Genomic DNA, 16,885 nt, shown 5'->3' with positions numbered 1-16,885 from the left:
GGGCGGCGGAGCGGGCCGGACGGGGGCGGCGGGGCGGGACGACCGGGAATGTCAGTGGGGCGTGGGAGGATCGTTCCGTGGCCGAGACAGCATCGAAGAAGACCGAGAAGACCGAAGCGGACCGCCCGCGACTCCTCCTCATGGACGGGCACTCCCTGGCGTACCGCGCGTTCTTCGCGCTGCCCGCGGAGAACTTCACCACCGCGACGGGCCAGCCGACGAACGCGATCTACGGTTTCGCCTCGATGCTGGCGAACACCCTGCGCGACGAGGCGCCCACGCACTTCGCCGTCGCGTTCGACGTGTCGCGCAAGACCTGGCGGTCCGACGAGTTCCCCGAGTACAAGGCGAACCGCTCGAAGACCCCCGACGAGTTCAAGGGGCAGGTCGAGCTCATCGGCGAGCTCCTCGACGCGATGAACGTGCCGCGTTTCGCCGTCGACGGCTTCGAGGCCGACGACGTCATCGCGACCCTCACCACCCAGGCCGAGGCCGAGGGCTTCGACGTCCGGATCTTCACCGGCGACCGGGACTCGTTCCAGCTGGTCTCCGACCGCACCACCGTGATCTACCCCACCAAGGGCGTCTCCGAGGTCACCCACTTCACTCCGGAGAAGGTCCAGGAGAAGTACGGGCTGACCCCCTCGCAGTACCCCGACTTCGCCGCCCTGCGCGGCGACCCGTCCGACAACCTCCCGGGCATCCCCGGCGTCGGCGAGAAGACCGCCGCGAAGTGGATCAACCAGTTCGGCTCCTTCGCCGAGCTCGTCGAGCGCGCCGACGAGGTCAAGGGCAAGGCCGGGCAGAACTTCCGCGACCACCTGGAGTCGGTCAAGCTCAACCGCCGTCTGACCGCGATGGTCACGGACGTCGAGCTGCCGAAGGGCGTCACGGACCTCGCCCGCGAGCCGTACGACCGCGGGGCGGTCGCCCTCGTCCTCGACACCCTGGAGATCCGCAACCCCTCGCTGCGCGAGCGGCTCCTCGCCGTCGACCCCGGCGCCGCCGAGGACACCGCCCCGGCCCCCGCCGCGGGCGTCGAGCTCGACGCCACCGTCCTCGGCGCCGGCGAGCTCGCCCCCTGGCTCGCGGAGCACGGCACCGAGCCCCTCGGCATCGCCACCGTCGACAGCTGGGCCCTCGGCACGGGGAACGTCAGCGAGATCGCCCTCGCCGCCGCCGGCGGGGCCGCCGCCTGGTTCGAGCCCAGCGCGCTCGACGAGACCGACGAGCGGGCCTGGGCCGAGTGGATCTCCGACCCGGCCCGCCCCAAGGTCATGCACAATGCCAAGGGCGCCATGCGGGTCTTCCCCGAGCACGGCTGGAGCGTCGCGGGCGTCACCATGGACACCGCCCTCGCCGCCTACCTGGTCAAGCCCGGCCGGCGGTCCTTCGCGCTCGACGCGCTCTCCGTCGAGTACCTCCACCGCGAGCTCGCCCCGGCGGCCGCCGCCGACGGCCAGCTCGCCTTCGGCGCCGACGACACCGCCGAGGCCGAGGCCCTCATGACCCAGGCGCGGGCCGTCCTCGACCTCGCCGAGGCCTTCGACGAGCGCCTCGGCGAGGTCGGCGCCCGCGAGCTCCTCCACGACGTCGAGCTGCCCACCTCCGCCCTCCTCGCCCGCCTGGAGCGGCACGGCATCGCCGCCGACCGCGACCACCTGGAGGCGATGGAGCAGCAGTTCGCCGGCGCCGTGCAGCAGGCCGTGAAGGAGGCGCACGCCTCCGTCGGCCACGAGTTCAACCTCGGCTCGCCCAAGCAGCTCCAGGAGGTCTTCTTCGGCGAGCTGAACCTGCCGAAGACCAAGAAGACCAAGACCGGGTACACGACGGACGCCGACGCGCTCGCCTGGCTGGCCGGCCAGACCGAGCACGACCTGCCCGTGATCATGCTCCGCCACCGCGAGCAGGCCCGTCTGCGCTCCACGGTCGAGGGCCTGATCAAGACGGTCGCGGCGGACGACCGCATCCACACCACCTTCAGCCAGACGGTGGCCGCGACCGGACGCCTCTCCTCCACCGACCCGAACCTGCAGAACGTGCCGGTGCGCACGGACGAGGGCCGGGCCATCCGGCACGGCTTCGTCGTCGGCGAGGGCTTCGAGGCCCTCATGACCGCGGACTACAGCCAGATCGAGCTGCGGGTCATGGCCCACCTCTCCGAGGACGAGGGCCTCATCGAGGCCTTCGCCTCCGGCGAGGACCTGCACACCACGGTCGCCTCCCAGGTCTTCGGCGTCGAGCGGTCCGCCGTCGACGCCGAGATGCGCCGCAAGATCAAGGCCATGTCGTACGGCCTGGCCTACGGCCTCTCCGCCTTCGGCCTCGCTCAGCAGCTGAACATCGACCCGGGCGAGGCCCGCGGCCTGATGGACACCTACTTCGAGCGCTTCGGCGGGGTACGGGACTATCTGCGCCGGGTCGTCGACGAGGCCCGCGCCACCGGGTACACGGAGACGATGCTCGGCCGCCGCCGCTACCTGCCCGACCTCAACAGCGACAACCGGCAGCGCCGCGAGTCCGCCGAGCGGATGGCGCTCAACGCCCCCATCCAGGGCACGGCCGCGGACATCGTCAAGGTCGCCATGCTGAACGTCGACCGCGCGCTCACCGAGGCAGGTCTCGCCTCCCGGATGCTCCTCCAGGTCCACGACGAAATCGTCCTCGAACTGGCCCCGGGCGAGCGGGACCGGGTCGAGAGCCTCGTCCGCGACCAGATGTCCGCCGCGGCGGACCTCCGGGCCCCGCTCGACGTCTCGGTGGGCGTAGGCCCGAACTGGGACTCGGCAGCCCACTGACCCACGCACCACCGAGAGCGCCGCCCACCACGGGCGGCGCTCTTGTCGTGCGCCCGGTGCGTGCCCACGGACCGGTCACGGCGGGTGTGCGCACGTCACGGTAGGTGTGCGCCAGGTGGGCCACTCCGGGCGCGCCGGACCCCCCCGCTCCCGACACTGGGGGCATGCTCACGAGCCGCCCCCGCTCCCACCTCCGCCTGGCCGCCCTCCTCGCAGCCCTCCTCGGGGCCGCCACCGCCGGGCCCGCCGAGGCACACCAGGGCCAGGCCCAGGCTCCCGCACTCTGCGCCTCCCCCCGCGACCCCGCCCTCGCCGCCCGCATGTCCCAGGACATCGCCGCCGCGCTCAGGGGCCGCGACGGCACGGTCGCGGTCGCCGTCCACGACCCCGGACGCGACCTGCGCTGCCGGCTCGGGGACACCCGGCCCTACGACTCCGCCAGCATCGCCAAGGTCCTCATCATGCAGGCCGTCCTCGGCCGCGCCGAGGAGCTGGGCCGCGCCCCCACGCGGCTGGAGGCCCAGCGGATGAAGGTCATGATCACCCGCTCCGACAACACCGCCGCCACCGACCTCTGGCAGGGACTCTCACGCGCCCGCCTGAACAGGGTGCTGCGCGAGGCCGGCGCCCAGGACACCGTCCTCGGCCACGACCGCTACTGGGGCCTCACCCGCACCACCGCCCGCGACCAGCTGGCCCTGCTCGCCGCCGTCTCCCGCCGCACCGAGGCGATGAACCTGATGGGGAAGGTCGTCGGCAGCCAGGCCTGGGGCGTCACCGCGGGCGCCCCCCGCACGGTCAAGGTCCACCTCAAGAACGGCTGGCTGCCCCGCGCCACCCACGAGTGGCGCGTCCACAGCATCGGCGTGGTGCGAGGCACGGGCACCACGGGAACCGCCTCCGGCACCACCACGACCGGCGCCGCCCCCGTCGACTACCGGCTCGCGCTCCTGAGCCACGACAACCCCACCATGAAGTACGGAGTCCGCACCCTGGAGAGGGTCGCCCTGGCCGTCCACCGCGGACTCGCCGGCAGCACGGCGGCCCGCGGCTTCACCCCCGGGCACCGGATCAGCGAGACCCCGGACGGGAGCCTTCCGTCCGACGCACCGGCTCCCGCCGCCCCGTCGCGGGAGTCGGGGGCCTTCCCAGGAGCCGTGTCCCCGTCCCGTACAGCACGAGCCCGACGGCGAGCCCCGCGCCGGCCCCGAAACAGGCCGTCGGAATGACGTCGAGGGGCGTCTCGATCCGGCCCCAGCCCCAGTGCGCCGCCCAGCGCAGCACCCGGTGCGCGACACCTGCGAGGACGCAGCCACCGATGAGGCCCACCGCGAGGAGCCGTCCCCGCCGCCCCGGGACCGGGACGCCGGCGGGCAGCTCCGCGCCCGGCCCGGTCGAGCGCAGCGCCCGGAGCACGTACCAGCCGAGGAGCCCGAGGGCCAGCGCGGAACCCCCGTACTGCGCGTAGAGGTAGACGGGGAACCCGGCCACGACGTCGCCGAGGAACGGGATCGCCCGGGTGCCCCAGCGGTCGAGGTGGGTGAAGGAGTCCCACACCACGTGGGTCGTCGAACCGAGCACCGCCGAGAGGAAGAACCAGCCCGCGAGGACCGCCGCGTGCCGGTCCCGCCAGGGCCGTCCCCGTACGAGCCCGTACACCCGCCCGCGCCACGGGGCGGGCAGCAGCGCGACGAGCGGCTCGCGCACGACCAGCCAGAGGGCCACGAGCGCCGCGGTGATCAGCACGTCGGCCGTGACGATCCCGACGGGGGAGTGGGTGACGTCGCCGAAGACCATCGCCCCGGGCACCGCCGTGGCCGCGAAGTAGGTCATGTCGGGCGCGAAGGAGCCCGCGACGAGCGCGGAGGCGACCAGCGGTCCGCGCGCGGTCCCGTCCCGCCGCAACCCGGGCAGGACGGCGGCGGCATGGCTGAGCGTGAACGGCAACGGGAGCTCCCACTCGGTTCCGGCGGCGACGGCCGGGCGGACGACGGCCGCAGTGCAAGAGGTGCCGGACCCGCAGGTCGGTTCCCGTTTCCGGCAGTTCGGCCCGTATGCGTGCGGAGGTCACCGGTCCGGCTCCGGCCGGCAGGAGGCCGAGTGGTGACGAAAGCGTGAAACACGGTCAGGCGTCAGTACCGGGCGGTACGGAGTTGGCATAAGGTCGCCGGAGGTCACACGCGGGGAGCGTGGGACGCAGTCGATGGGGAGGGGACCACAGGTATGGCAGCGCAATTGGGCCGCCGGCTGCGCAAGGGGGCCACCAGCGGTGCGGTGGTGGCCGCGGCGGTCGCGGCGCTCGCCGCCTCGCAGGCGCCGGAGATGGTTCCGCCGCCCACGGACAACGCCGGAGGCGACCGGGCCATCGGCACCGGGGAGACCACGACGCCGCCGTCGGACGGTTCCGCGACGGGTGATTCCCCGTACTTCACCGAACTGCCGCCCCTGAACACCCCGAACAAGCCGGGCGCGTCCACCAACCTGCCGGTGATCACCGGCCCCGCCGAGGCCGGCATACCCGCGTCCGTCCTCGCCGCCTACAAGCGCGCCGAGGCGTCGGTGCGCTCGACCGACCCCGACTGCAACCTGCCGTGGCAGCTCCTCGCCGGCATAGGCAAGGTCGAGTCCGGGCAGGCGCGCGGCGGCCGGGTCGACGCCAACGGCACGACCCTCTCGCCGATCCTCGGCCCCGCCCTCAACGGCGTCGGCTTCGCCAACATCTCGGACACCGACGGCGGTGCCTACGACGGCGACAAGGTCCACGACCGCGCCGTCGGCCCGATGCAGTTCATCCCGTCCACCTGGGCGACCTGGGGCCAGGACGCCAACGGTGACGGCAAGAAGGACCCCAACAACATCTACGACGCCGCGCAGGCCGCCGGTCTCTACCTCTGCGCCAACGACCGGAACCTCGCGCTCAAGGCCGACCTCGACCGCGCCGTCCTCAGCTACAACCGCTCGACGGAGTACCTGAACACGGTCCTGTCCTGGTTCGAGTACTACAAGCGGGGCACCCACCAGGTCCCGGACGGCACGGGTGTGCTGCCGGTCGACCGCAGCGACACCCGCGGCCGGGGCAACCGTCCCACGTACACCCCGCCGTACTCGCCCCTCCCGACGACGCCCGCGCCGACGACGTCCGCGCCGAAGCCGGAGTCGCCGGACCCGAAGCCGTCCGAGCCGGGAGTCTCCCCGAGGCCCACGCAGCCGACCACGGACCCGAGCAAGCCGCCCACCCCCACCACTCCGCCCACCCCCACCACTCCGCCCACGAAGCCGACCGACCCGCCGACGACGGACCCCACCGTCCCGCCCGCCGTCAAGGTCGCGCGGCTCGCGCCGGTGGCGACCGGTGCGCTGACGGCGACCACCGGGAACGCCTTCGCCAAGGCCCCCACGGTCGCGGCGCTCGACGCCGTGGGCACGCCGGTCACCGGGGTGAGCATCCGGTTCGACATCGTCGGGACCACCGACGCCCGCTTCGCCGGGGGCAGGACCACGGCCACCGTCACCACCGGGTCGAGCGGCCTTGCGGCCTCGCCCGCGCTCCGGGCGGGCGAGAAGACCGGCTCGTTCACGGTCCGGGCCACCGTCGTGAACCGCACCCTGGCCGCCGTCGAGTTCGGCGCGACGGTCACCGCCCGCCAGGCGGACACCCTCACGAGGCTCGACGGCGACGCCGCCCTGCCCGCCACCACCGGCACCGCCTTCACCCAGCAGCTCCGGGTGAAGGCCACCGTCAAGGGCGTGCTCGCCCCCGGCGTCCTCGTCACCGGATCCGTCGTCACCTCGAAGACCGCGACCGACGCGAGCACCGAGGGCCCGTACTTCAAGGGCGCCGAGGGCGCGACGGCCAGGACCAAGGTCTTCACGACCGACGCGGACGGCCTGATCACCCTCGCCGCCGGCGACCTCCTCGCGGGCGACAAGGCCGGCACGTATTTCCTCAAGCTGACGGCGCCCGGCGGCGGCACCGTCTTCGTCGAGCTCACGGTCACGGCCCCCGAGCCCACCCCCGAGCCGACGACCCCGGAGCCCACCCCCTCCACGTCCGAGTCGCCGACCGACTCGCCCGAGGCCACCTCCTCCCCTTCGCCCTCGAACTGACCGAAGGAACGCTCCCCGCGTCGCGTCTCCAGCGCCGCCCCTCCGTCCGCACCGGACACGAGGGGCGGCGCTCCGCGTTATCCGGGTGCAACGTGTTCTCATCTCGCGGTCGCGTTGCTACGGTGCCCCAGCCCTGACGCGCCATCAGATCGATCAGCGGGAGGCCGACCATGCGCGCCCTTGTCGCCGTCGCCATCGGACTCGCCCCAGTCCTCCTCTTCGTCCTCCTCGTCTCCCTGGTCGACCTGCCGCCCGACGGGCCCACCTCGCCCAAACCACTGCTGACCGCCGACCCCGGCCCGAAGAAGTAGGGGGCCGACCGTGCGCCGCCGAGCCAGCCTCGTCCTCCTCGCCCTCGCCGTCTGCTGCGCCGCGATGGCACCGACCCTGCGCTGGTACGCCTTCCCGCGCCTGGCGAAGATCCCGCCGAACCAGTACCAGGAGACCGTCCTGGAGGCCCGGCCGGCGACGCTCCTCAACTACTCCACCCTCAAGGCCGAGAAGGTCGAGAAGATCACGATCATCCAGACCCTCAAGGGCAACGTGGAGGAGTCGAAGCGGATCGAACGCGACGCCGGCCGCGACGTCGTCGTCTGGGACGCCCTCGCCTACGTCACCGGCCCCGACGGCAAGATGGTCTCCAAGGTCCCCGAGCGGTACATCTTCGACGCCCACACCCAGGACCCCGTCAACGCCACCGGCGAGTCGGTCGACGGCGACCCGGTCCGCCGCGAGGGCATCGAGTTCAAGTGGCCCTTCCTCACCGAGAAGCGGGACTACCAGTACTTCGACGCCCAGACCCGGACCTCGGCCCCCATCCACTACAAGGGCACGCGGACCTTCCGCGGCCTGGAGGTCTACTACTTCGAGCAGACCGTCCCCTGGACCAAGGTCCCCATGCCCAAGGCCATGCCGGTCAAGGGCATCACCCCGCAGGTCCTCGCCGACTCGGGCCTCACCCGCTGGTACACCACCAAGCGCATGTTCTGGGTCGAACCGGTCACCGGCGCCCCCGTCAACGGCGAGGAGATCCACCGCGAGGAGCTCCGCAACGCCAAGGCGCTGATGGGCCAGGACACCCTCACCGTCTTCGAGGGCCACGTGAAGATGCGCGGCGACTACGTCGACAGCGTCGTCGAGATGGTCGGCTCCAACCGTCTGATGGTCATGATGCTCGTCTCCTACCTCCCCTGGAGCCTCACCGTCCTCGCCCTCGTCCTCCTCGCCCTCGCCTTCTGGCTGGAGGCCCGCTCCCGCCGCCCGGCGGCACCCCCGGCACCCCCGGCGCCATCGGGCCCGCCGGGGCCCGTCACCGCTCCCGTCTGAGCCGCGCGCTGGTGTGCCGGGTCGGCTCCGCCGCGGACGGGTCCTCCGGCCACGGATGCTTCGGGTACCGGCCCCGCAGCTCCGCCCGGACGGCGCGGTAGCCCTCCCGCCAGAACGAGGCCAGGTCGGCGGTGACGGCCGCCGGCCGCCCGGCGGGGGAGAGCAGATGGACCAGGACCGGCACCCCCGCCACCCGGGGCGTCTCGGCCAGGCCGAACATCTCCTGGAGCTTCACCGCGAGCACCGGCCGCCCCTCGCCGTACTCGACCCGTATCCGCGAGCCGCTCGGCACCTCGATCCGCTCCGGCGCGAGCTCGTCCAGCCGCCCGGCCTCGCCCGTCGCCCAGGGCAGCAACCGCCGCAGGGCCTGCCCGGCGTCGATCCGCCCCAGATCGGCCCGGCGCGCGGCCCGCGACAGCTCCGGCTCCAGCCACTCCTCGGCCCGGTCGACCAGCGCCCCCTCCGCCACGTCCGGCCAGGGCTCGCCCAGCTCCCCGTGCAGGAACGCGAGCCGCTCCCGCAGCTCCGAGGCGTCCCGGCTCCACCGCAACAGCCCGAGCCCCTCCCGCCGCAGCCCGTCGAGCAGCGCCTCCCGCACGAGAGCGGGCTCCGCCCCGGCCCCCAGGGGCCGCACGGTCAGCTCGACCGCACCCAGCCGGTCCACCGAGCGCGCCACCACATCGCCGTCCTCCCAGTGGACCTCCTCGCCCGTGGCCCGCAGACGACCCGCCGCCCACCGGGCCGTGCCCTCGTCGACCACGGCCGCCAGCCGCACCCGCGCCGTCGCGTCCCGGGCCGTACGGTCCGCCACCGCCACCGCCAGCCACGGAGTCGACCGCAGCCCGGACCCCTCGGCGATCCGGGCCCCACCGCCCGACACCATCAGATAGCCGCCCTGCTCCCGGGCCCTGGCCACCCGCTCGGGAAAGGCGAGGGCCGTCACCAGCCCGGCCACGGCGTCCTCCCCGCCCGCCCGCGAGCCGGCCCCCGCCGTTCCTCCGCTCCCCGGCTCGGCCACCTCGCCGGCCGAGCGCTCCAGACGCCGGACCTCCGCCTTCCAGCGGGCCGCGTACCCGTCCCCGCCCCGGCGCGCCGACCGCCAGGCCGCCGTCAGATCGTCCCCGTACTCCCGCGGCGGCTCCTCGCTCAGCAGCGCCACCACCTCCGCCGCCCGCCGGACACCGACCTCGGCGGCGCCGTCGAGCAGGGCACGCCCCAGCCGGGGGTGGAGCCCGAGCCGAGACAGCCGCACGCCCCGCTCGGTGGCCCGGCCGTCCTCGTCCACGGCGCCCACCGCCGCCAGCACCGAACGGGCCGCCGCCATCGCCCCGGCGGGCGGCACGTCCAGCAGCGCGAGCCCCTCCGCCGTCGGATCGCCCCAGCATGCGACCCGCAGCGCGAAGTCCGCCAGATCGGCGATCCTGATCTCGGGCGAAGGGAACCGCGCCCGGCTCCCGTCCTCGGCCTCCGCCCAGCACCGGTAGACGGTCCCGAAGGCCTCACGCATCGAGCGCCCCGACCGCTGGGTGGCCGCCGCGACCGACACCGGCACCGTCGCCAGCGACCCCAGACCCCGCGCGTGGTCCGTCCGCGGCTCCCGCGCGAGCCCCGAGTCCACGACGATCCGGACCCCGGGCACCGTCAGGCTCGACTCCGCCACCGAGGTCGACAGCACCACCCGGCGCCGCCCGCCCGGCCCGGCACCCCGCAGGACCGCGTCCTGCACCTCCGCGGGCGCCCGGCCATGCAACTGGAGCACCTCCGCGTCCACCCCCGCGAGCAGCCCCGCCGTCCGCGCGATCTCCCCCGTACCGGGAAGGAAGCAGAGGACGTCCCCCTCGTGCCGCTCCATCGCCAGCCGGACGGTCGCCGCCACATGGCGCAGCAGCGCCGGGTCCACCCAGGTGCCGTGCGCGGGCCGGATCCCGGCAGGAGGCGCGGCGAACCGCACCGCGTACCCGTGCCCCTCGCCCTCGCTCCGCACGATCGGGGCGGGTCCGCTGCGGTCCACGACCGTGAGGAGCTCCGCCCACGCCTCCGCGTCGCTCGTCGCCGAGGCCGCGATCAGCTTCAGCTCCGGCCGCAGGGCCGCGCGCACGTCCACCAGGAAGGCCAGGGCCGTATCGGCGTCCAGGTGCCGCTCGTGGCACTCGTCGAGCAGCACCACGTCCACGCCCGCCAGCTCCGGGTCACGCTGGAGCCGCTGGAGAAGGAGACCCGTCGTCACCACCTCGACCCGGGTCGCGGGACCCACCCGCCGCTCCCCGCGCACCGAGAAGCCGACCGTCCCGCCGACCTCCTCGCCGAGCAGCCAGGCCATCCGCCGCGCCGCCGCGCGCACCGCCATCCGGCGCGGCTCGGCCACCAGCACCCGCCGCTTTGGTCCGTCCCCTATGAGCCCCGCGAGCGCGAGCGGCACCAGCGTCGTCTTGCCGGTGCCGGGCGGCGCGTGGAGCACCGCCGTGCCGCGCTCCGCGAGCGCGGTCAGCAGCTCGGGGACGGCATGGCGGACGGGAAGCAGGTCGAGTGCGTCGTTTCGGATCACGCACTCAGTCTCGTACGCGCCGGGAAAAGGCGAGTCCGGTTGTCCACAGGACCCCCCTATTAATAGGACTGATCCTGGCGTTCGCAGACGAAGATCGCCGTGCCCGGGATCAGGTTCCCCCGGAGCGGCGACCAGCCGCCCCACTCCTGGCTGTTCCAGGCCGGCCACTCCGGCTCGACCAGGTCCACGAGCCGGAAACCGCCGGCCACCACGTCCCGCACCCGGTCCCCGAGGGTCCGGTGGTGCTCCACGTAGACGGCCTGCCCCCGTTCGTCCTGCTCGACGTAGGGCGTGCGGTCGAAGTACGAGGCCGCCACCGACAGGCCCTCCGGCCCCGGCTCGTCCGGGAACGCCCAGCGGATCGGGTGCGTCACCGAGAAGACCCAGCGACCGCCGGGCCGCAGCACCCGGCGGACCTCGCGGAAGACCCGTACCGGATCGGCGACGAACGGCACCGCGCCGTACGCCGAGCAGACCAGGTCGAAGGAGCCGTCCCGGAACGGCAGCGCCCCGGCGTCCGCCTCGACCAGCGGCACCTCCCCGCCGATCCGCAGCGCGTGCTGGAGCTGCCGGTGCGAGAGGTCGAGGGCGACCGGCCGCGCCCCCTGCGCCGCCAGCCAGCGCGAGCACTGCGCCGCCCCCGCGCCGATCTCCAGGACGTCACGCCCCTTCAGCGAGGCGGCCGGACCGAGCAGCTCCGCCTCGGCCTCGTCGAGTCCCTCGGGTCCCCACACGAACCGGTCGTCGCCCAGGAAGGCCCCGTGCTCGCTCTGGTACTCGTCCGCGTTCCGGTCCCACCAGCCGCGGCTCGCCCGGCTGCTCTCCGCGTCCCCCGCGTCACGCCGGGTGGCCTCGGCCTCGTCCTCGGCCACGTCCGGGCCCTCGTGCTGTTCGTACTCTTGGTTCATCTCGCCCGCCGATGTAGTTTGCGCTCAGTGCCGCTGTGCGGCCGACCCCGCCGACATGGCGTGGATCCGGCGTGCCGGGCAAGAAATGGTGCCGGGTTTGCGCGGATCTGCCCCGGGTGTGCGCTTCGCGCATTGACCCTGTCCGGCCGCCCCCGTATGCTAAAGGTTGCGCTGCGGGCCTGCGCGCCTCAGACGGAGCAGGCCGCGCTCGTACCTGTTGTATGTCCCCTCGGTTTTCGAGGCACCTCCCGTTTCACGGGCAGGGGCTTCATTGGCTGTCCGGCTTCTTGGTGCGATACGGGCTCTCGGCGTAGCAGTACCTACGACTTTCTGTCCGTAACCGGAGCCCTTTCCCACATGACGAGCAGCACCGAGACCACCGCCACCAGCACCACCCCGCAGGTTGCGGTCAACGACATCGGTAACGAGGAAGCCTTCCTCGCCGCGATCGACGAGACGATCAAGTACTTCAACGACGGCGACATCGTCGACGGCGTCATCGTGAAGGTCGACCGGGACGAGGTCCTGCTCGACATCGGTTACAAGACCGAAGGCGTCATCCCGAGCCGCGAGCTCTCCATCAAGCACGACGTCGACCCGAACGAGGTCGTCAAGGTCGGCGACGAGATCGAGGCCCTGGTTCTCCAGAAGGAGGACAAGGAAGGCCGCCTGATCCTCTCGAAGAAGCGTGCCCAGTACGAGCGCGCCTGGGGCACCATCGAGAAGATCAAGGAAGAGGACGGCATCGTCACCGGTACCGTCATCGAGGTCGTCAAGGGTGGTCTCATCCTCGACATCGGCCTCCGTGGCTTCCTGCCGGCCTCCCTCGTCGAGATGCGTCGCGTCCGCGACCTCCAGCCCTACGTGGGCAAGGAGCTCGAGGCGAAGATCATCGAGCTGGACAAGAACCGCAACAACGTGGTCCTGTCCCGCCGCGCCTGGCTCGAGCAGACCCAGTCCGAGGTTCGCCAGACGTTCCTCACCACCCTGCAGAAGGGTCAGGTCCGCTCCGGCGTCGTTTCCTCGATCGTCAACTTCGGTGCCTTCGTGGACCTGGGTGGCGTCGACGGTCTCGTGCACGTCTCCGAGCTGTCCTGGAAGCACATCGACCACCCGTCCGAGGTTGTCGAGGTCGGCCAGGAGGTCACCGTCGAGGTTCTCGACGTCGACATGGACCGCGAGCGTGTCTCCCTGTCGCTGAAGGCGACGCAGGAGGACCCGTGGCAGCAGTTCGCCCGTACGCACCAGATCGGTCAGGTCGTCCCGGGTAAGGTCACCAAGCTGGTTCCGTTCGGTGCGTTCGTCCGCGTGGACGAGGGCATCGAGGGTCTGGTCCACATCTCCGAGCTGGCCGAGCGCCACGTGGAGATCCCGGAGCAGGTCGTCCAGGTCAACGACGAGATCTTCGTCAAGGTCATCGACATCGACCTCGAGCGTCGTCGCATCAGCCTCTCGCTGAAGCAGGCCAACGAGTCCTTCGGTGCCGACCCGGCCTCGGTCGAGTTCGACCCGACCCTGTACGGCATGGCCGCGTCCTACGACGACCAGGGCAACTACATCTACCCCGAGGGCTTCGACCCCGAGACCAACGACTGGCTCGAGGGCTTCGAGACCCAGCGCGAGGCCTGGGAGACCCAGTACGCCGAGGCGCAGGCTCGCTTCGAGCAGCACCAGGCTCAGGTCATCAAGTCCCGCGAGGCCGACGAGGCCGCCGCTGCCGAGGGCGCTGCCGCCCCGGCCGCCGGCAACGCCGGTGCGGGCATCTCGGGTGGTTCGTACTCCTCGGAGTCGGACGACAACTCCGGCGCCCTGGCGTCGGACGAGGCGCTCGCCGCCCTCCGCGAGAAGCTCGCCGGCGGCCAGAGCTGAACAGGCTCTCCGCTGAGCGCTAGCCGCTAGCGCATCGAGGCCCGCTTCCCTTCGGGGAGGCGGGCCTCGGTCGTTTCCCCGAAGGGAAGGCGGCTCCGACCCGGCCCACCGGACTCCTCCTCCGGAAGATCGGCCCGCACGGGAATGGTGGTGCGGCTCACGGCGTTGCCAGAGAGAACACGAGGAGGAGCGGTAATCGTGCTTGATCCCCAGGATTTGTACGAATGGGACCCGAAGGGCCTGGCCGTCGTGGACCTGGCCTTGGCACAGGAGTCGGCCGGGCTGGTCATGCTGTACCACTTCGACGGCTACATCGACGCGGGCGAGGCGGGTGAGCAGATCGTCGAGCGGCTGCTCGACACCCTGCCCCACCAGCTGGTGGCCCGTTTCGACCACGACAGGCTCGTGGACTACCGCGCCCGCCGCCCCCTGCTGACCTTCCGGCGCGACCGCTGGACCGCGTACGAGACGCCGTCCATCGAGGTCCGCCTCGTCCAGGACGCCACCGGGGCACCCTTCCTGATCCTCTCGGGCCCCGAGCCCGACGTCGAGTGGGAGCGGTTCGCCGCAGCCGTCGGGCAGATCGTCGAGCGGCTCGGCGTGCGCCTCGCGGTCAACTTCCACGGCATCCCCATGGGCGTGCCGCACACCCGCCCCGTCGGCCTCACCCCGCACGGCACCCGCACGGACCTGATGCCCGGGCACGCCAGCCCCTTCGACGAGGCCCAGGTCCCCGGCAGCGCCGAGTCCCTCGTCGAGTACCGGCTCTCGGAGTCCGGCCACGACACCCTCGGGGTCGCCGCCCACGTCCCGCACTACGTGGCCCGCTCGCCGTACCCGGACGCCGCCCTGACCGTCCTCGAGGCCGTCACGGCCGCCACCGGCCTCGTGCTCCCCGGCGTCGCCCACGCGCTGCGGACGGAGGCCCGCCGCACCCAGACCGAGATCGACCGCCAGATCGGCGAGGGCGACGAGGAGCTGGTCGCGCTCGTCCAGGGCCTTGAGCACCAGTACGACGCGGTGGCCGGCGCCGAGACCCGCGGCAGCCTGGTCGCCGAGCCGGTCGACCTGCCGTCGGCGGACGAGCTTGGCCGCGAGTTCGAGCGCTTCCTCGCCGAGCGCGAGGGCGACTCGTAGGACCTGCCCGGGGATCCGGGCCGCGCCCTGTCCGCTCCTGACGCGGCGGACAAGGCCAGGCCCCTCTCTCGGGGGCGGCGCGCCGTCCCCACCGGCCAGGCCCTAAGCTGCCGCTCATGCTGAAGGTGGGCCTGACCGGCGGGATCGGCGCCGGCAAGAGCGAAGTGTCGCGGCTGTTCGTCTCGTACGGAGCCGTGCTGATCGACGCGGACCGGATCGCCCGCGAGGTCGTCGAGCCCGGTACGCCGGGGCTCGCGGCCGTCGTGGAGGCCTTCGGGGACGGTGTCCTGACCGAGAGCGGCACGCTCGACCGGCCGAAGCTCGGCTCCATCGTGTTCGCCGACGCCGACCGCCTCGCCACCCTGAACGCCATCGTGCACCCCCTCGTCGGGGCGCGGTCGGCGGAGCTGGAGGGCCGGGCCGGTGCCGGAGACGTCGTCGTCCACGACGTGCCCCTGCTCACCGAGAACCGCCTCTCACCGCTGTACGACCTCGTCGTGGTCGTCGACGCGTCCCCCGAGACCCAGCTCGACCGGCTCGTACGCCTCCGGGGCATGGCCGAGCCCGAGGCCAGGGCCCGGATGGCCGCCCAGGCCACGCGGGCCCAGCGGCTGGAGATCGCGGACCTCGTGATCGACAACGACGGTCCGCTGGAGGCGCTGGAACCGCAGGTGCGGAAGGTCTGGGACGAGCTGGAGCGGCGGGCCGCCGCCCCGGCCTGAGCCGCGTACCCCGGTCCCGTGCGTGAGGCGCCGGGCCCGGCCGGGGCGGCGCACCGGCGGAATGCGGCCGCCTGGTTCGGTGTTCCTTCCTCTCATCGAGGGAAGGATGCCATCGTGGCCGACACGAACCCGGAAACGCACGTCATCGACTTCCGCGCCGCCGAGCACCTGCTGGCCGCGCGGGACCCTCGTGGCGCTGTGAAGCTGCTGGACTCGGTGATCGCCGCCCATCCCGAGAACACGGCCGCGCGACTGCTGCGGGCCCGGGCGTTCTTCGCCGCCGCCCAGCTGCGTCCGGCCCAGCTGGAGTTCGAGCTGGTCCTGGAGCGCGAGCCGGACAACGCGTTCGCCCACTTCGCCCTCGCCCGCACCTTCGAGCGCTCCGGGCTGACCGCCCAGGCCACCCGGCACTTCCGGCTCGCCGCCGCACTCGACCCCAAGCCGGAGTACCTCCAGGCGGCGGGGTTCGACACACGGAACTGACGGCCGCGGTTCAGCGGCCCGTGCCGCCATGGTCCGGCTCGTAGGGCGGGACGTCCCGGCCCGGCTGCCAGTGCGGGCCCTGGTGCAGATGGCGCAGGACCATCGCCAGGTCGACGGTCACCACCAGGAACAGCACTCCGCAGGCGGCCGCCCACCCCGGACGGCCCACCAGCGAGAACACGGCCGTGCCGAACGCCGCCCACAGCAGGCCCCACACACCGAGCCAGAACCGCAGCCGCAGGGGACTGCGCGCGGTGGCCGGCTCGTTCCCTGAGCGCATCACGGTCACCCCTCCGTCGGGGTCCCTGTCCACTTCCAGCATGGACCCGTGAAGGGGGAGGGGGAAGGGCCGCCGGACGGCCCCTAGGGCGTGTTGCGAAAGTCCCGCCGGCGTCTGGTACGCACGCTTGCCGCGTTGTCGGGATCGCCCCGATACATCCAGTATCGGGGCGACCCTCCGCCTTGCGATCGCACGCACCAGACGCCGTCGGGCCCGCCCTTCGGGCGGCCGGCGCTACTTTCGCAACACGCCCTAGTGGACGACGCTGTAGCTGCGCCAGGGCAGAGCGCCCGGCGCGATGTTGTTGCTGGTGCTGGTGGGGATGTAGGTGTTGATCTTGCCCCGGCAGTCGCGGGTCGGGTACATGATGATGTCGACCAGGGTCTCGTTCTCGACGCGGGTCACCCCGGACGGCGCCAGGAGGCGGTGGCAGCCGTTCACCGAGGGGCTGGTCACGGTGATCGCCAGCTCGCGCTCCGTCTCGTAGGTGATCGTGCCCACGGCGCTGCGGCCCAGGCCCGAGCAGCCGGCGACCGCGAACGTGAGCAGGACGGCTCCGGTGGCCGTCGTGAGACGCCGGCGAACGGACATGGCGAATCCTCTTCTGTCGTACGAAGGCGGCGGTCGGCAGCACCCCGGATCCACCCCTGGTGCAGGCCACCCTGCCGCCTGCCGGACCCCGTGTCATCCGCTGATGGGCCGCACGGGGG

13 protein-coding genes and 1 pseudogene are annotated in these 16,885 nt (G+C 72.9%); 9 read left to right on the top strand and 5 right to left on the bottom strand.

Features of this window, described 5'->3' with window-relative positions; all coding sequences use genetic code 11:
- Positions 1-77: 77 nt before the first annotated feature.
- The gene (polA, locus tag ACF08F_RS03955) at positions 78-2,798 is read left to right on the top strand and encodes a DNA polymerase I (RefSeq protein WP_392296907.1); all 2,721 of its coding nucleotides are present in this window, start codon (positions 78-80) and stop codon (positions 2,796-2,798) included.
- 164 nt (positions 2,799-2,962) lie between these two features.
- Positions 2,963-3,631: pseudogene (locus ACF08F_RS03950) on the top strand (serine hydrolase); the annotation flags it as partial.
- A 238-nt stretch (positions 3,632-3,869) separates the two neighbouring features.
- Here the strand turns inward: ACF08F_RS03950 and ACF08F_RS03945 are convergent.
- A complete protein-coding gene (locus ACF08F_RS03945) occupies positions 3,870-4,745 on the bottom strand; it encodes a DUF4184 family protein (RefSeq protein ID WP_392296906.1) in 876 nt (291 codons plus the stop codon).
- A 276-nt stretch (positions 4,746-5,021) separates the two neighbouring features.
- Here ACF08F_RS03945 and ACF08F_RS03940 point away from each other — a divergent pair, with 276 nt between their 5' ends.
- From ACF08F_RS03940 to ACF08F_RS03930, 3 genes are all read left to right on the top strand, one after another.
- Positions 5,022-6,905: a lytic transglycosylase domain-containing protein gene (locus ACF08F_RS03940; RefSeq protein WP_392296905.1), complete on the top strand. Its 1,884-nt coding sequence runs from the start codon at positions 5,022-5,024 to the stop codon at positions 6,903-6,905.
- A gap of 170 nt (positions 6,906-7,075) precedes the next feature.
- The gene (locus tag ACF08F_RS03935) at positions 7,076-7,216 is read left to right on the top strand and encodes an SPW_0924 family protein (RefSeq protein WP_107105423.1); all 141 of its coding nucleotides are present in this window, start codon (positions 7,076-7,078) and stop codon (positions 7,214-7,216) included.
- A 10-nt stretch (positions 7,217-7,226) separates the two neighbouring features.
- Complete coding sequence (locus ACF08F_RS03930; RefSeq protein WP_392296904.1) at positions 7,227-8,231, top strand: DUF3068 domain-containing protein; 1,005 nt, start codon at positions 7,227-7,229, stop codon at positions 8,229-8,231.
- On the opposite strand, the gene hrpB is transcribed toward ACF08F_RS03930, so the two are convergent.
- Together hrpB and ACF08F_RS03920 are read right to left on the bottom strand one after the other, a co-directional pair.
- Complete coding sequence (gene hrpB, locus ACF08F_RS03925) at positions 8,215-10,776, bottom strand: ATP-dependent helicase HrpB (protein ID WP_392296903.1); 2,562 nt, start codon at positions 10,774-10,776, stop codon at positions 8,215-8,217. The genes ACF08F_RS03930 and hrpB overlap by 17 nt on opposite strands.
- A gap of 59 nt (positions 10,777-10,835) precedes the next feature.
- A complete protein-coding gene (locus ACF08F_RS03920; protein ID WP_392296902.1) occupies positions 10,836-11,684 on the bottom strand; it encodes a class I SAM-dependent methyltransferase in 849 nt (282 codons plus the stop codon).
- Between the two features lie 357 nt (positions 11,685-12,041).
- Here ACF08F_RS03920 and rpsA point away from each other — a divergent pair, with 357 nt between their 5' ends.
- From rpsA to ACF08F_RS03900, 4 genes are all read left to right on the top strand, one after another.
- Positions 12,042-13,553, top strand: coding sequence for a 30S ribosomal protein S1 (gene rpsA / locus ACF08F_RS03915; RefSeq protein WP_015032828.1), 1,512 nt, complete (start codon positions 12,042-12,044; stop codon positions 13,551-13,553).
- A 198-nt stretch (positions 13,554-13,751) separates the two neighbouring features.
- Positions 13,752-14,690 carry a PAC2 family protein gene (locus ACF08F_RS03910; RefSeq protein WP_392296901.1) on the top strand — a complete coding sequence of 313 codons (939 nt, stop codon included), beginning with the start codon at positions 13,752-13,754 and terminating at the stop codon, positions 14,688-14,690.
- Positions 14,691-14,806: 116 nt separating this feature from the next.
- Positions 14,807-15,412, top strand: a complete 606-nt coding sequence (coaE, locus tag ACF08F_RS03905) for a dephospho-CoA kinase (protein WP_392296900.1) — start codon at positions 14,807-14,809, stop codon at positions 15,410-15,412.
- Between the two features lie 114 nt (positions 15,413-15,526).
- Positions 15,527-15,895: a tetratricopeptide repeat protein gene (locus tag ACF08F_RS03900; RefSeq protein ID WP_392296899.1), complete on the top strand. Its 369-nt coding sequence runs from the start codon at positions 15,527-15,529 to the stop codon at positions 15,893-15,895.
- Between the two features lie 10 nt (positions 15,896-15,905).
- Here ACF08F_RS03900 and ACF08F_RS03895 read toward each other — a convergent pair whose 3' ends face one another.
- Together ACF08F_RS03895 and ACF08F_RS03890 are read right to left on the bottom strand one after the other, a co-directional pair.
- Positions 15,906-16,175: a DUF6343 family protein gene (locus ACF08F_RS03895; RefSeq protein WP_392296898.1), complete on the bottom strand. Its 270-nt coding sequence runs from the start codon at positions 16,173-16,175 to the stop codon at positions 15,906-15,908.
- A 252-nt stretch (positions 16,176-16,427) separates the two neighbouring features.
- On the bottom strand, positions 16,428-16,766 hold the full coding sequence (locus ACF08F_RS03890; protein WP_392296897.1) for a hypothetical protein: 339 nt from the start codon (positions 16,764-16,766) through the stop codon (positions 16,428-16,430).
- Positions 16,767-16,885: the final 119 nt, after the last annotated feature.

Source organism: Streptomyces sp. NPDC015130, from assembly GCF_043080005.1.
Taxonomy (GTDB): domain Bacteria; phylum Actinomycetota; class Actinomycetes; order Streptomycetales; family Streptomycetaceae; genus Streptomyces.
The sequence above is the reverse complement of the archived record's forward strand: the minus strand, read 5'-3'. Positions and strand labels throughout refer to the sequence as shown.